The organism is Bifidobacterium sp. B4079, from assembly GCF_026537385.1.
Lineage (GTDB): Bacteria > Actinomycetota > Actinomycetes > Actinomycetales > Bifidobacteriaceae > Bombiscardovia > Bombiscardovia asteroides_I.
This window is the reverse complement of record NZ_JAFNMH010000001.1, coordinates 853,617-867,921: the sequence shown is the minus strand read 5'-3', so window position 1 is coordinate 867,921 and position 14,305 is coordinate 853,617. Positions and strand designations below refer to the sequence as shown.

11 protein-coding genes are annotated in these 14,305 nt (G+C 64.2%); 8 read left to right on the top strand and 3 right to left on the bottom strand.

Going from position 1 to position 14,305, the window contains the following annotated elements:
• Nucleotides 1-33 precede the first annotated feature (33 nt).
• The 7 genes from hisD (at nucleotide 34) to glnA (ending at nucleotide 6,938) form a co-directional block, all read left to right on the top strand.
• A complete protein-coding gene (gene hisD / locus J3T95_RS03670; RefSeq protein WP_267450414.1) occupies nucleotides 34-1,431 on the top strand; it encodes a histidinol dehydrogenase in 1,398 nt (465 codons plus the stop codon).
• On the top strand, nucleotides 1,428-2,576 hold the full coding sequence (locus J3T95_RS03665) for a histidinol-phosphate transaminase (protein ID WP_267450413.1): 1,149 nt from the start codon (nucleotides 1,428-1,430) through the stop codon (nucleotides 2,574-2,576). The genes hisD and J3T95_RS03665 overlap by 4 nt, the downstream gene beginning before the upstream one ends.
• Before the next feature lie 98 nt (nucleotides 2,577-2,674).
• The gene (hisB, locus tag J3T95_RS03660; RefSeq protein ID WP_267450412.1) at nucleotides 2,675-3,277 is read left to right on the top strand and encodes an imidazoleglycerol-phosphate dehydratase HisB; all 603 of its coding nucleotides are present in this window, start codon (nucleotides 2,675-2,677) and stop codon (nucleotides 3,275-3,277) included.
• On the top strand, nucleotides 3,274-4,017 hold the full coding sequence (locus J3T95_RS03655) for a hypothetical protein (RefSeq protein WP_220237045.1): 744 nt from the start codon (nucleotides 3,274-3,276) through the stop codon (nucleotides 4,015-4,017). Before hisB ends, J3T95_RS03655 begins: the two co-directional genes overlap by 4 nt.
• Nucleotides 4,018-4,062: 45 nt before the next feature.
• On the top strand, nucleotides 4,063-4,821 hold the full coding sequence (gene hisH, locus J3T95_RS03650; protein ID WP_267450411.1) for an imidazole glycerol phosphate synthase subunit HisH: 759 nt from the start codon (nucleotides 4,063-4,065) through the stop codon (nucleotides 4,819-4,821).
• 1 nt (nucleotide 4,822) lies between these two features.
• Complete coding sequence (priA, locus tag J3T95_RS03645) at nucleotides 4,823-5,554, top strand: bifunctional 1-(5-phosphoribosyl)-5-((5-phosphoribosylamino)methylideneamino)imidazole-4-carboxamide isomerase/phosphoribosylanthranilate isomerase PriA (protein ID WP_267450410.1); 732 nt, start codon at nucleotides 4,823-4,825, stop codon at nucleotides 5,552-5,554.
• 46 nt (nucleotides 5,555-5,600) lie between these two features.
• Nucleotides 5,601-6,938 (top strand): type I glutamate--ammonia ligase, encoded by a 1,338-nt coding sequence (gene glnA, locus J3T95_RS03640; RefSeq protein ID WP_220237048.1) that lies wholly within the window; start codon nucleotides 5,601-5,603, stop codon nucleotides 6,936-6,938.
• Nucleotides 6,939-6,947: 9 nt separating this feature from the next.
• On the opposite strand, the gene J3T95_RS03635 is transcribed toward glnA, so the two are convergent.
• The 3 genes from J3T95_RS03635 to J3T95_RS03625 are packed head-to-tail and all read right to left on the bottom strand — an operon-like array spanning nucleotide 6,948 to nucleotide 12,558.
• On the bottom strand, nucleotides 6,948-7,835 hold the full coding sequence (locus J3T95_RS03635; protein WP_267450409.1) for a hemagglutinin: 888 nt from the start codon (nucleotides 7,833-7,835) through the stop codon (nucleotides 6,948-6,950).
• Nucleotides 7,832-11,899, bottom strand: coding sequence for an ATP-dependent RNA helicase HrpA (gene hrpA / locus J3T95_RS03630; RefSeq protein ID WP_267450408.1), 4,068 nt, complete (start codon nucleotides 11,897-11,899; stop codon nucleotides 7,832-7,834). The genes J3T95_RS03635 and hrpA overlap by 4 nt, the downstream gene beginning before the upstream one ends.
• Complete coding sequence (locus J3T95_RS03625; protein ID WP_267450407.1) at nucleotides 11,896-12,558, bottom strand: class I SAM-dependent methyltransferase; 663 nt, start codon at nucleotides 12,556-12,558, stop codon at nucleotides 11,896-11,898. Before J3T95_RS03625 ends, hrpA begins: the two co-directional genes overlap by 4 nt.
• Nucleotides 12,559-12,780: 222 nt before the next feature.
• Here J3T95_RS03625 and hflX point away from each other — a divergent pair, with 222 nt between their 5' ends.
• The gene (gene hflX / locus J3T95_RS03620) at nucleotides 12,781-14,247 is read left to right on the top strand and encodes a GTPase HflX (protein ID WP_267450592.1); all 1,467 of its coding nucleotides are present in this window, start codon (nucleotides 12,781-12,783) and stop codon (nucleotides 14,245-14,247) included.
• The last annotated feature ends 58 nt before the right edge of the window (nucleotides 14,248-14,305 follow it).

Genomic DNA, 14,305 nt, shown 5'->3' with positions numbered 1-14,305 from the left:
GTCGGCGACATAAAAGTTCACTACCATCAAAGTATGTCAAAGCTCATGATGAGAACCATGGATCTGCGCGGGAAAACCATGTCCCGCGCCCAACTCCTCGCCGCCATGCCCCGTGCCGATATGGGCACCCGGGAGGCCAGCGCCCAGGTGCAGCCCATACTGGACCAGGTGCGCGAGCATGGGGCCGCTGCCCTGCGCGACCTGGAGGAGAGGTTCGACCATGTGCGTCCTCATGATCTGAGGGTCCCGGCATGGGCCATGCAGGAGGCCTTGGAGGGGCTGGATCCTAAGGTCAGGGCGGCAATCGAGGAGTCCGTTACGCGCATCCGCAAGGTCTGCGCCACCCAGGTGCCCAAGCCCATGGCCACCGACCTGGCACCCGGCGCCCGAGTCAGCGAGCGGTGGATCCCGATCCAACGCGTAGGTCTTTACGTGCCGGGAGGCAAGGCCCTGTATCCTTCCTCGGTCATCATGAACGCAGTGCCCGCCCAGGTGGCTGGCGTCGAGTCCCTGGCCGTGGCCACTCCGCCCGCCTCTGACGACCCCCGTGGCCTGCCAGCGGCCATCATCCTGGCCACCTGCGCCATCCTGGGGGTGGATGAGGTCTATGCCGTGGGCGGTGCCCAGGCCATAGCCATGTTCGCTTACGGGGCCAAGGGGTCGGAACCTCAGGACGGGGAGATTCTCTGCGACCCGGTCGATAAGATCACCGGTCCGGGCAACATCTTTGTTGCGACGGCCAAGCAGATGGTCTCCGGCATGGTGGGAATCGACGCCGTGGCAGGACCCACGGAAATCGCTATTCTTGCCGACGAGCAGGCCAACCCCGACTGGGTGGCGGCAGACCTGATGGGCCAGGCCGAGCATGACGAGCTGGCCGGCTCGGTGCTGATCACCGACAGCCAGGACCTGGCCCAGGGCGTTCAGAAGGCCTTGGATCGAAGGGTGCCTAGGACCGAGCATGCCGACCGGGTGCGCACCTCCTTGGGCGGCAACCAGTCGGGAATCATCCTGACCGACGGAATCGACCAGTCCATCGACGTGGCCAATGCCTATGCCGCCGAGCATCTGGAGGTTCAGACGGCCGATCCTGATGCCGTCATCGACCGGATTCGGAATGCCGGCGCCATCTTCCGCGGCCCTTACGCTCCTGTGCCCCTGGGCGACTACATGTCCGGATCCAACCACGTCCTGCCCACAGGCGGAACCGCCAGGTTCGACGTGGCCCTGGGCGTCCACACCTTCATGAAGCCTGTAGAAGTCATCGAATATGACCAGGAAGGGCTTAAGCCCATCGCCGCCAAGATCAATGATTTCGCCGTATCCGAGGACCTTCCCGCCCATGGCGAGTGCGTCCTGAGCCGGTTCCTGGACGACCCCTACGACAAGGCCGACCTGGAAGCCAACGAAGAGAAGGCCGGTCTGCGGTGAGTGCCATACCTGCCGATCTTCCCCTGCGTAGGGACTTGGTGGGGGAGGAGCCCTACGGCGCCCCCCAGCTGGATGTCCCGGTCTGTCTGAACGTCAACGAGAACCCCTACCCCCTTGACCAGGAGGTGGTCAATGCCATCTGCCGGCGTGTGCGCCAGATGGCCTCCGGTCTCAACCGTTATCCGGACAGGGAGCATGAGGAACTGCGGCGGGCTCTGGCTGCCTACCTGAAGGAGGAGTCAGGGACCTCGCTCCGACCCGAGCAGATCTGGGCGGCCAACGGGTCCAATGAGATCATGCTCCAGCTCTTCCAGGCCTTCGGTGGACCGGGCAGGATCGCCTTGGGCTGCGATCCGACCTACTCCATGTATCCCGAGTACGCCAGAGACACCTTCACAGACTGGGAGCTGGCTCATCGGCAGCCTGATTTCAGCCTGGATATTGAAACGACCATCGAGCGCATCAAGACGCTAGGCCCCGCCATGGTCCTGGTCACCAGCCCCAACAATCCCACGGGGACGCCTCTGCCCATGGATCAGCTGACCAGGCTCCTGGAGGCTTGCTCCAAGGTCCCTGTAGCGGGCGCGGATCCGTCCGCCCGGCCTATCGTGATCGTGGATGAGGCTTACATCGAGTTCCGAGACCCGGGCACGCCTTCGGCCGTCAGTCTGATCGGGCAATACGACCACCTGGCAGTCAGCCGGACCATGTCCAAGGCCTTCGCCTTCGCCGGCGCCAGGGTGGGTTACCTGGCAGCATCCCAGGGAATAGTCGACGCGGTCCGCATCGTTCGTATGCCCTACCACTTGAGCGCCCTGACCCAAGCTGCGGCCCTGGCTGCCCTGGAGCACACCGATCTCCAGCTTGCTCGGGTGGATCGGCTCCGCCAGAACCGTCGGGAAGCCGCTGAGTGGCTGGCCGGACAGATTTTCCATGGCCGGCCCCTGACCGTTGTCCCCTCGGCCTCCAACTTTATCCTCTTCGGCACCTTCCCCGACCGCGATGCCGTCTTCGAAGCCATGAAGAATGAAGGCGTGCTGATCCGGGCCGTGGGTCCTCAGGGCTTCCTGAGGGTCTGCATGGGCACGGATGCAGAGATGGAGCGATTCCGCCAAACCCTGGTTCATGTCCTCAAGCGGTTCTAGGAGGATCAGACCAGCGGCACGGCTATGCTGGTGGTCTAGACGCTGTGCAGGGGCCATAGTACGGACTGGATGCGCGGCAAGAAAGCGGAGGAGCAGCAATGGCAGGCAGAACAGCCACCATCACCCGCCAGACCAGTGAATCCAAGGTGAGCCTGAGTCTGGACCTGGATGGCACCGGAGTGACCGACATCGACACCTCAGTTCCCTTCTATGACCATATGATGACGGCCCTGGGCAGGCATTCCCTGATCGACCTGACCATCAAGGCCAGCGGGGACACACGGATCGACGTCCACCACACCGTCGAGGACGTGGCCATCGTCTTTGGCGAAGCCCTGGCCCAGGCCTTGGGGGACAAGCGGGGCATCAGGCGCTTCGCCGACGCCACCGTTCCCCTGGACGAGGCCCTGGCCCGAGCCGTGGTCGATATTTCCGGCAGGCCCTATGCGGTCTGCACCGGAGAACCCGAAGGGTTCGAGTACGCCATGATCGGCGGGCACTTCACCGGCTCCCTTGTAAGGCACGTCATGGAGTCCATTGCCCTGCATGCCGGCATCTGCCTGCACCTGACCGTCTTGTCGGGCAGGGATCCGCACCACATTGCCGAGGCTGAGTTCAAGGCCCTGGCCAGGGCTCTGCGCTTTGCTGTGGAGCCTGATCCCAAAGTGAAGGGCATCCCCAGCACCAAGGGGTCGCTATGAGCGCCGATGAACACGACAACAAGGATCAGGATCTGCCGGATTCCGGCAATCATCTGAGCGAGGAGGAGGTCGAGCGGGCCCTGGCCAGCTTTGAGGCCGAATTCAATGAGGGTCAGAACCAAGCGGATCAGCCAGCTGAACACTTTGATTCGAGCGTGGATGACCAGGCTGGGCTGGATTCCAAGCCCGCTGACCAATCGTCGGTGAAACCCGACGGGGCTGATGGTGTTGCGGCTGACTTCGATCAGGAGCTTGAAGGCCTGATCGGCAACCGGGCCAAGGCCGCCGTCATGGTGACCCGTCTGGCTTCGGCAGAGCTTCTGGCGGCCTTCTGCCAGATTTCCGATATTTCGGCCTGGTGCATCCAGGCCCGTGAGGGTGCCGTGGCCGTCCTGAGAAACCTGGATGGGGACGGACCCGAGGCAGCCATCCGCGATTTGACCACGGTCGTATCCGGGCTCAGCGCCATCCTGGCGGTCAACCGTGCCGACAAGCTCGAAGTGACCCTCTGGATCAGCGGGCAGTCGGGGCAGACGCTTGCGCCGCCCATCCTCTTTGCCGCTACAGCCGACTTCGTGGAGGACCTGATGATCGGGACCACTACAGTGGACAGGCTGCGCCAGGATGGGGCCGCCGTCTTCGACTCGGGGGAGTACAACCGCGAGAAGGCCATGGGCATCATCGCCTCGCACACCAGATTCGGGGCGGGCGGATCGACTCGCCAGGGCCGCGTCGAATAATCAAGTCGGGTAGAGGTTCAGACAAGAGGCTTGGCTAGGAGGAACATGACCAGGATACAGGTGCTTGACTATGGGTTCGGCAATGTCAGATCCATGGTGCATGCCCTCTCCCAGCTTGGGGTCGATGCGCAGATCAGCGCCGACCCGGACCTGGCCATGAAGGCCGACGGTATGGTCATTCCCGGAGTGGGGGCCTATGGGGCCTGCATGGCGGGGTTGCGTGCCGTCGGCGGCGACCGGATCATCCTGGATCGCCTGGCCCAGGGGCTGCCGGTCCTGGGGGTCTGTATAGGCCTCCAGATCATGTTCCAGTTCGGGGACGAGGACGGCCACAGCGAGCCTGGTCTGGGCCTGATCCCCGGTCGGGTGACCAAGCTGGATGCCGATGTGGTGCCCCATATGGGCTGGGACCATGTCCAGGCGCCTCAGGGAACGCGGCTTTTGGCAGGGGTCCAGGACCAGCGCTTCTACTTTGTCCACTCCTATGCGGCCATGGCAGTGCAGGGCGGTGACCTGACCGGCTGGGCACAGCCCGATCTGTCCCTGCGGGCAGCAGCATTGAATGAGCATAACGACAGCCAGCCAGAGTCCGACAAGACCACACAGGGCGCATCTTTTGGCGAACCGCTGGTTACCTGGGCCACCTACGGACGCAGCAGGTTCGTGGCCGCCTATGAATGCGGCCCCTTGAGCGCCACCCAGTTTCATCCTGAAAAGTCTGGCCAGGCCGGGGCACGTTTGCTGACCAATTGGGTGCGGACCCTTCCCGGGGCTTCCGATCTCCCCTCCGAGAAAGGTGAGTGAGATGCTGACGCTTCTACCTGCTGTCGATGTCCGCGACGGAAAGGCGGTCCGCCTCAAGCAAGGGGTCTCCGGTTCCGAGAAGGTCTACGGGGAGCCTGCCGATGCAGCCAAGGCCTGGGTAGACCAGGGGGCCGAATGGCTCCATCTGGTCGATCTGGATGCGGCATTCGGCACGGGCGACAACCGCGACAAGCTGGCCGCCTTGGTCAACGAGCTGGGGGATTGCGTCAAAGTGGAGCTCAGCGGCGGCATCCGCGACGACGCCAGCTTGGAGGCCGCCCTGGATGCAGGCGCCACCCGGGTCAACATCGGCACGGCGGCCCTGGAGGACCCGGAGTGGACCAGCCAGGTTCTGGCTCGCTACGGACGGAGGGTCTGCGTGGGTCTGGACGTGCGCGGACACACCCTGGCCGCCCGGGGCTGGACCAGACAGGGCGGGGACCTTTTCAAAGCCATGGAACGATTGGACCGGGACGGGTGCACCCGGTACGTGGTCACCGACGTGACCCGCGACGGGATGATGACCGGCCCCAACCTGGATCTGCTGGGTCATGTGGCTGGTCGGACCCCGGCCAAGGTGACCGCTTCTGGGGGCATATCCAGTCTGGGTGACCTGAGCCATATCCTGGACTTGGCCGATCAGGGCGTGGACAGCGCCATCCTGGGCAAGTCCCTCTATGAGGGGGCTTTCACCCTGGAGCAGGCAGTGGATCTGGTCTCGGGGCATTGTTAACGCTATAAGCAAATCTGCGAAATATAGGAAAGGGAGCATAGGCGCTATGGATAAGCAAGAGGAGTTCGCGCTGCGCACTGTCGAGGAGCGCGATGTCCGGTTCATTCGTCTCTGGTTCACGGACGTTTTGGGAACGCTGAAGTCGGTGGCCATTGCGCCCACCGAGCTGGAGGTGGCCTTCGAGGAGGGGCTGGGCTTCGACGGCTCGGCCATCGAGGGCATGACCAGGGTCTCCGAGGACGATATGATCGTCAAGCCCGACCCGTCCACCTTCCAGATACTTCCCTGGAGGGGAGGGCCGCAGGGCACGGCGCGGATCTTCTGCGACGTGCTCACCCCGGACGGCGAGCCCAGCAGCGGGGATCCCCGGCATGTGCTCAAGCGGGCCCTGGCCAGGGCCAAGGAGAAGGGCTTCATCTTCTACACCCATCCGGAGATCGAATTCTACCTGTTTGAGAACCAGGACGACTGGTCCCAGACCCCGACACCTATCGACGAGGGTGGCTACTTCGACCATGTGCCCCGCAGCCCGGGGATGGACTTTCGCCGGGCCTGCGTCAACATGCTGGAGCAGATGGGCATCTCGGTGGAGTACTCCCACCATGAGGCCGGACCGGGGCAGAACGAGATCGACCTGCGCTATGCCGATGCCCTGACCACCTCCGACAACATCATGACCTTCCGGACCGTTGTCAAGGAGATTTCCTTGGAGCGGGGGATTTACGCCAGCTTCATGCCCAAGCCTTTCACTGACCAGCCGGGATCGGGCATGCATACCCATCTGAGCCTGTTCGAGGGGGACACCAACGCCTTCTACGAGGTGGGTCAGGAGTTCAACATGTCCCAGACGGCCCGGCAGTTCGCAGCCGGCATTCTGGCCCATGCGGCCGAGATCTGCGCGGTGACCGACCAGTACGTCAACTCCTACAAGCGGCTCTGGGGCGGGGCCGAGGCGCCCAGCTACGTCTGCTGGGGGCACAACAACCGGTCCGCCCTCCTGCGCATACCCCAGTACAAGCCCGGCAAGGGCAACTCGGCCAGGATGGAGTTCCGCGGGCTGGATCCGGGGGCCAACCCCTACCTGGCCTACTCGGTGCTGCTGGCTGCCGGCCTGGACGGGATCGAGCAGAAGATGACCCTTGGCGAGCCCACCAGCGATGACGTCTGGGAGCTGACCGACGCCGAGCGGCAGGCCATGGGCATCGAGCCCCTGCCTGACAGCCTGGACGCGGCGCTCAGGGTCATGGAGAAGTCGGACTTCGTGGCGCAGGTGCTGGGTGAGCAGACCTTCGAGTACTTCCTGCGCAACAAGCACCGGGAGTGGGCCGGATACAGCCGGCAGGTCACCCCCTATGAGCTGGCCTACTACCTGCCCAAGCTTTGAAACCGGGGCTTACTGGTCCGATCGGCCGAACCAGCTGTCGTAGATGATGACGAAGTTGCGATTGCCATAGCTTGAGCAGCTGTTGCCTTCGCTGTCACCTGCCCGAAGCGCTGCCTCGTTGGGCTGGTAAGGCGTATAGATGTAGAGCAGGGCAGTGGCATCGTTCTCGATGTAGACCTTGCCGCTGCCACAGGAGGCATCGGGGCTGAAGCGCACATCGTTCAGGGCCTTGGTCCGGTAAGTGTATTGGTCGCGGTGGGCCTGATAGTAGCGGAATCGGTGGGCGGCCCCGTAGACCTGGTTGAAAAATCCCGCATAGCGGGCGTCGCAGTCTGCATCGTCAGGGCAGGAAAGGCCCATGGCCGACTGGAGCTGGACCTGAGTGGGGGGCTGGTCGGCGGCCACCAGATGTTGCTCCTTTTGCAGCATGGTCAGGAGGACTTTCTGGCTGATGCCACAGGAACGGGCGGCCCCGTCGATGATTTGAGCCGCGCTCTGCCCCTTGCCGCCCTTGTAGGCGTCGCATAGACCGTCACTGGGGCGGTCGGGAGCGTCCATCTGCAGACTGCGCAGGCAGGTGGATCCGTTGCAGGATCCCCCCTTCTGGTCCAGGAAGGCCTGAACATCGTCGGCGTTCATGTCCACCGTGTCATGAAAGCGGTGATCGGTGATGATCCTGCCTGGATTGAAGACGTACTCCTGGGAGAGCTGCTCCTGGTGGCGGATGACGCGGCCGACCATCAGCCGGTAGGAGACGAAGCGGGCGGCCAGGATGCACAGGGCGGCCACCAGGACTATGGCCATCAGGGCTGCCCCCAGGGTCTGCGCGCGGCGGAGGGTCATCCGTCCGCGTTTGGTGCCGCCCCTGCGTCTTCGTCCCGATGGCCTTGTGCTCATGGTTTTCCTTCCAGCGCCTTCCTGATCCGTTGCAGGCTGACAGGGATGGCCGTCCCCAGCTCCTGGGCCCAGATGGAGACAAAGTACTCCTCCATCATCCAACGTCCCCTTCGCGCACGGTCCATGGCCTGGTCTCGTCCGGGACCGGCGGGCAGAGCCTTGGCCGCCTTGGCCGCCTGGTCCACCAGATCCTGGGCGGTCTGCGCCTGCCATGCCCATCGTACGTCACGATCCTTGTCCCTGCGGGCCTTGTCCAGCCGCATCAGGTCGGCCTTCAGATATGTGCGCAGACGAGGAAGGGCATAGGGCGGATCGGCCCCGATGAAGCCCTTGGCTACCAGTCCGCCGGCATGCTGGCGTATCCACTGCAGGACCGAGAGCAGGGGAAGATCGGCCGGACCAGACACGGCCTTCTCCACTTGGGCCGAAGTCTCCAGAATGGCGACAACATCCTTAGCCACCTGATAGACAGTGTCCTCGTAGACCTGGCTGACGCCGGCTACAGCCTCCTGTAGGGTTTGGTCGTCGGTGACGACTTCGGTGTGGGGGATCAGGCGCTTGACAGCGGCCATCTGCAGGTCCTCGGCCAGGGTGGAGGTGTTCGGGTAGGGGGCCGAGGCCAACATGAGGGCCTCCCGGCTCAGCCAGCGCGAGGAGATTCTCTGGGCAGGCAGGTGGAGCTTGTCCAGGGCGGCCTGCCATATCAGTTCCTCGCGCGGTTTAGTGGTGGCACCGGACTGGTGGAGCAGGTTGGCGCTTTTGACTACCTGGCCCTGTCGGGCGGCCTTGCTGGCCTGGGAGTCCACTCGGGACCGGGCCGACTGTCGGGCCTGTCCGGCCAGGTCGCGCTGCAGGTCGGTCAGGGACTTGGACCGGCCCAGGACCTTGGAATGGCCGTGGCGCCGATCCTCCTCCACCTGGAATGTGGGCCGCAGGTAGTCAGGCAGCCGTTCCAGCCTGGCTTGGGTGAAGACCTCCGGGTGCAGCTGGGCTCCGATTGTGTCTATGGCTGCGGCGGTGAAGGCCTGCTCGAAGTCCGGCCAGCCCCCGGCGGGAATGGCTCTAGTGACGTTTTCATTGTCGTTCGCAGACTGGTCCGCTGACCCGTAGGTGGCCTGCTCTGCCGTTGCAGGATCGGCGCCGGGCAGCAAGGGATAGTGGCCGTCGATCCAGGCACGGATGGTTCGGGCGGCGTCAGGGGCGGGGACGAACTGGACCCGCAGGGCCTTGGGCAGGGACTTGATGGTGGCTGTGATCAGGTCGTCCAGGAGGCCGAGCACGGTCCAGCTGAACTGCCCGGGCGTCAGCTGGTTCAGACAGTGTAAGGGAATGTGGACTGTGATGCCGTCGTCGGCTTCTCCCGGTTGGTAGCGGTAGGTCAGAGGCAGGTCCATGGGCCGGCCGTCGGTGCCCAGGGTGTGCCAGTGGTCGGGGTAGTCCCCGGGTCGGTAGGAGGCGGACTGATCGTTCAGGCGCTCCACCTTATCTGGGTCGAAGTCCAGGAGGTGGGGGTCCGCATCGTGGTGCTTCCGCCACCAGGCGCCCAGTGCGGCAAGGGAGGTGGCCTCCTGGGGAATGCGCTTCTGATAGAAGTCGTAGAGGTCCTCCTCGGTAACGGTGCCGGTCACCCGGCGAGTCCGACTGGTTCTTTCGCCGGCCTCGCTGAGCACCTGCCGGTTGGCCTTGATGAAGTCGTCATGAGAGAAGCGCTCGCGCACGTCGCCCTGGACCAGACCCTGGCTTATCAACATGTCCCGGGCCTGGCCGGGGTTGATACGGGCCCATTGGATGGTCCTATCGCGAATGATGGGCAGACCGTAGAGCAGGACCTTGGATGTTGCCACCGCAGCACCACGGGAGGCCGACCAATGGGGCTCGGCGTAGGTGGTCCTGGTCAGGGACTTGGCCAGGGGCTCTGCCCAGGCCGGATCAATGGCCGCGCAGCAGCGCGCCCAGAGCCGGGAGGTCTCCACCAGCTCGGCGGCCATGATCCAGGGCGGATTGTCCTTGGCCAGGGCGGAGCCAGGGAAGATAGCAAAATGCGTGCCGCGTGCTCCCTGATAGTCGTTCTTGGACTGCCGGCGCGCTCGCTTCATGGCCTTGGCCCGGGCCGCACCACGCAGACCGGCGAAATCGGAGGCCTTGGGTTCGTGAATCACCTGCATGCCCATGCTGGAGAGCAGGCCGGCCAGCATGGACCGGTGGATCCCTTGATCATCCCAGGAACAGACCAGGGCATGGGCCGCCTGCTGCCCAATAGGCAGGGCCAGCAGAGCCTGATCCGGTCCCTTGACGGGGACGGGGGAGCCTACCTTCATGTGCAGTCCCCGACACATCTGGGCCAGCTGCCGGTAAAGGTCATGCCACTGCCGCATGCGCAGGAAAGCCATGTACTCCTGCTTGCAGGCCTTGCGCAGGGCCCCGTTGGATGGTTCCTTGCCCTGCGGGAAGAAACGGTTCCAGATATTCAGGGCCGTCAGGAAGTCGCTGGAGGAGTCCTCATAGCGGGCATGGATCCGGTCGGCCTCCTCGCGCTTCTCTTCAGGGCGCTCGCGAGGGTCCTGCAGGGAAAGGAATGCTACGACGACCAGAACGGCGGCCAGGGTGTCCGGGGCGGCATCTTGGCCGGCCTGCAGGATCATTCTGCCCAGACGGATGTCAATGGGGATCCTGGCCAGCCGTCGTCCCAGATTGGTCAGCCGGATGAGGCCTTGCTGGCGGGAGATGGCCTGCAGCTCGGTCAGCTCCCGCAGACCGTCGCTGACCGCACGGGTGTCGGGTGGATCGATGAAACCGAAGTCGGTGACGTCCTCGGCCGTATGGGCCACGCCCACCGAGAGCATATGCAGGATGACCGAACCCAGGGAGGTGCGCAGGATCTCCGGGTCAGTGAACTTGGGACGGGTGTCATAGTCGTCCTTGGCATACAGGCGGATGGCGATGCCGTCGGCCACGCGTCCGCAACGGCCTGCACGTTGATCGGCTGAGGCCTGGGAGATGGGCTCGATGGGCAGCCGCTGGACCTTGGCCGACTTGGAATAGCGGCTGATTCTAGCCAATCCCGGGTCCACCACGTATCGGATGCCCGGCACTGTCAGGGAGGTTTCGGCCACGTTGGTGGCGATGACGATGCGCTGATGGCCGTGGCGTTCAAATACCCGGTGCTGCTCCTTGGCGGACAGGCGGGCGAAGAGGGGAATGATTTCCAAAGCGTCCGGGCGGCGCATGTCGGAGGTCCGCGGGCCGAAGTGCCGTCGCAGGGCGGTCTCATACTCGCGGATGTCACGTTCGCCGGCGGCGAAGACCAGGATGTCTCTGGGACCGTCCACGTGGGTGGAGTGGATGACTAGCTCGGCGCAGGCCCGGGCCACCGCCTTGGGGATGTCCGGCTCCTCCCTGTCCTGTCCCTCCCCATCGGAGTCGAACCCGGGTACATGCCGCATCAGGGACGGCGCCGATCCTGCAGGCTCGTAGAGGGTCTGGACCGGGTATGTGCGGCCGGAGACCTCCAGCACAGGCACCTGGGTGTGTAGGGCCTTGGCGAAGTGGTCCCGGAACTTGACCGAATCGATGGTGGCCGAGGTGATAATTAGCTTCAGATCAGGCCGTTTAGGCAGCAGGGCGGTCAGATACCCCAGCAGAAAGTCGATATTCAGGCTGCGCTCATGGGCCTCGTCGATGATGATGGTGTCGTAGGCCCGTAGCTGAGGATCCCCCTGGATCTGCGCCAGGAGTATGCCGTCGGTGACCACTCGCAGACGGGTGCTTCGGCTGGACTTATCGGTGAAGCGTACCTGGTAGCCGATCTGGTCGCCCAGGCTAGTGCCCGTCTCCGAGGCGATTCGCTCGGCCACGGTTCTGGCGGCGATCCTCCTGGGCTGGGTGTGCACAATCTGGCGGCCGTGGTCGCCGCGCCCCATCTCCAAGAGGATCTTAGGGATCTGAGTGGTCTTGCCTGAGCCGGTCTGGCCCGAGACGATGACCACCTGGGAGGACTGTACGGCATGGACGATGTCCTCCTTGGCTGCGCTGATGGGCAGCTCGGCGGGATACTCGAACCTCATGCCCGGTCCACCTTGATGATCCGGTAGCCCTTGGCCGAGGCGTACTTCTCCGCCCTCCAGCCGGGACCCAGGGCGTCAGCCAGCCAGGGGATCAGGGAGTCGGCTCCCAGGTTGCGCTGGACCACCAGGTAGGCCTGGCCTTGGGGCTTCAGCCTGGGCAGGTAGGTCATCAGCAGCTCGTGCAGGGCCGCCTTGCCCACTCGGATGGGCGGATTGGACCATATAAGGTCGAAGCGCAGATCGTCCAGCACCTGCTCCGGGGCCAGGGTGCGCACCCTGTCAAGGCCCTGGGATCGGGCGTTGCGGGCAGTCAGATCCAGGGCCCTCAGGTTGGTATCCACGGCGTAGACGTTGGCCTTGGGCGACTGGATGGCCATGCTCAAGGCGATGGGCCCCCAGCCGCAGCCCAGGTCCAGAAAGTCGCCCCCGGCAGGGGGCTGGGGGACGCGTTTGAGCAGGACTGAGGTGCCTAGGTCAAGTCTGCCCGATGAGAAGACCCCGTGGGAGACCTCCATCTGGCAGGTGCGGCCGGCCAGCTCCACCTGGATGGTTCGCCGCTGGTCGGGGGAGGCCGGACGGGCTACGAAGTACTGCTCGCTTCCTGCTGTCCCGGTCCTGGAGGATTGCCCCCGGCTGCTGCCATGGTCTCTCTGCGTCATGTCCATCCTGTCCGTCTTTGAAGTCTGCATGTCCCTCGGGCACCCGCTGATGTCTGCTAAGAAGATGATAATAAAGACTGTGCCATGATTCCGCCTATACCGGATTCGTTTACTCGTCAATAGATCAGTGCAGAGGTGCCTTTGACTCACGAAAAACCGACCCAAGAGCACGACTCAGCGGTCTTTGATGCCCACCAGGACCCGCTCTCACACAAGTCCGAGGTGCTTACCGGCAGCGAAAGGCAGGTCGGACAGTACCAGGATCAGGAGTGGGAGGAGCGAAGTCGGCGCAACGCCTTCCGCCATGTAGAGGGGCTGGGCGAGCTCCAGGACGTGACCGAGGTGGAATACCGCAAGGTCCGCTTGGAACGGGTGGTCCTGGTCGGCGTCTGGTCGGGTGCGCGGACCACAGTCGGTCAGGCCGAGGAGTCCCTGCGTGAGCTGGCCGCCCTGGCGCGGACTGCCGGGGCCGAGGTGCTGGACGGATTGCTCCAGCAGCGGTTCAAGCCGGATCCGGCCACCTACCTAGGTTCGGGCAAGGCGCGGGAGCTGGCAGACATCGTGGCCCGGCTGGGAGCCGACACCATCATCACCGATGACGACCTGCATCCCTCCCAGCGACGAGCGCTTGAGGATGTCACCAAGGTCAAGGTGGTCGACAGGACGGCCCTGATTCTGGACATCTTTGCCCAGCATGCCACCAGCCGAGAGGGCAAGGCCCAGGTGGAGCTGGCCCAATTGGAATACATGCTGCCTAGGCTGCGCGGCTGGGGTGGTTCTTTGTCCCGTCAGGCCGGAGGTCAAGCTGCCGGGCAGGCCGGCGGCATAGGCTCCCGCGGCCCTGGCGAAACCAAGATCGAGACCGACCGGAGAGTCATTAGGCGTCGGATTGCCCGGTTGAAGCGCCAGATTGCCCAGATGGCTCCTTCGCGCCAGGTCAAGCGTGGTTCCCGGCGGCGCTACCAGTTGCCGGCTGTGGCCGTGGTGGGGTATACCAACGCTGGCAAGTCTTCGTTGACCAACCGACTGACCGGGTCCGAGGAGCTGGTGGAGAACGCCCTCTTCGCCACCCTGGATACGGCCGTCAGGCGCACCAAGGCGGCAGATGGCCGGCTCTACGTCTATGTGGACACGGTCGGGTTCGTCCGCCGCCTGCCCACCCAGCTGGTCGAGGCCTTCAAATCCACCCTGGAGGAGGTAGGGCAGTCCGACCTGATTCTCCATGTGGTGGACGGCTCCCACCCCGACCCCTTTGCCCAAATCAGGGCTGTGGACGCCGTGCTGGCAGACATCCCCGGCGCCGAGTCCATTCCCCGACTGCTGGTCTTCAACAAAGTGGATCTGATAGATCAGGACGCCCGGCAGCGGCTTGCCAACCTCGAACCCAAGTCCTTTCTGGTCTCAGCCAAGCAGGGCCAGGGTCTTGAGTCTCTGCGCAAGCGGGTTGAGGAGCTGCTGCCTGCTCCCGCTGTGCATGTCCAGGCCGTCCTGCCCTACACCAGCGGCTCCCTGCTGGAACAGGTGCGGCAGTTGGGACGGGTGGATTCATTGGAATACCGGGCCGACGGGGTTGCGCTGAGCGTTGATGTGGACGACCGGCTGGCGGCCGCCGTGCTTGAACAAGCCATTGACCAGAAGCCCTCGCAAGTTCCGGCGGATGACACGCCATCGGCCGGGCTGAACTCTTAAGGGCAGATGCACGCCAGGTCACCTATGCTGGGTAGACTACGTATGTTGTCAGCGGCAA

Excerpts from the sequence above, each read along its gene's own strand:
- hisD (WP_267450414.1), top strand. The coding sequence starts at position 34 with ATGTCAAAGCTCATGATGAGAACCATGGATCTGCGCGGGAAAACCATG.
- hisB (WP_267450412.1), top strand. The coding sequence starts at position 2,675 with ATGGCAGGCAGAACAGCCACCATCACCCGCCAGACCAGTGAATCCAAG.
- J3T95_RS03655 (WP_220237045.1), top strand. The coding sequence starts at position 3,274 with ATGAGCGCCGATGAACACGACAACAAGGATCAGGATCTGCCGGATTCC.
- hisH (WP_267450411.1), top strand. The coding sequence starts at position 4,063 with ATGACCAGGATACAGGTGCTTGACTATGGGTTCGGCAATGTCAGATCC.
- priA (WP_267450410.1), top strand. The coding sequence starts at position 4,823 with ATGCTGACGCTTCTACCTGCTGTCGATGTCCGCGACGGAAAGGCGGTC.
- glnA (WP_220237048.1), top strand. The coding sequence starts at position 5,601 with ATGGATAAGCAAGAGGAGTTCGCGCTGCGCACTGTCGAGGAGCGCGAT.
- J3T95_RS03635 (WP_267450409.1), bottom strand. The coding sequence starts at position 7,835 with ATGAGCACAAGGCCATCGGGACGAAGACGCAGGGGCGGCACCAAACGC.
- hrpA (WP_267450408.1), bottom strand. The coding sequence starts at position 11,899 with ATGAGGTTCGAGTATCCCGCCGAGCTGCCCATCAGCGCAGCCAAGGAG.
- J3T95_RS03625 (WP_267450407.1), bottom strand. The coding sequence starts at position 12,558 with ATGACGCAGAGAGACCATGGCAGCAGCCGGGGGCAATCCTCCAGGACC.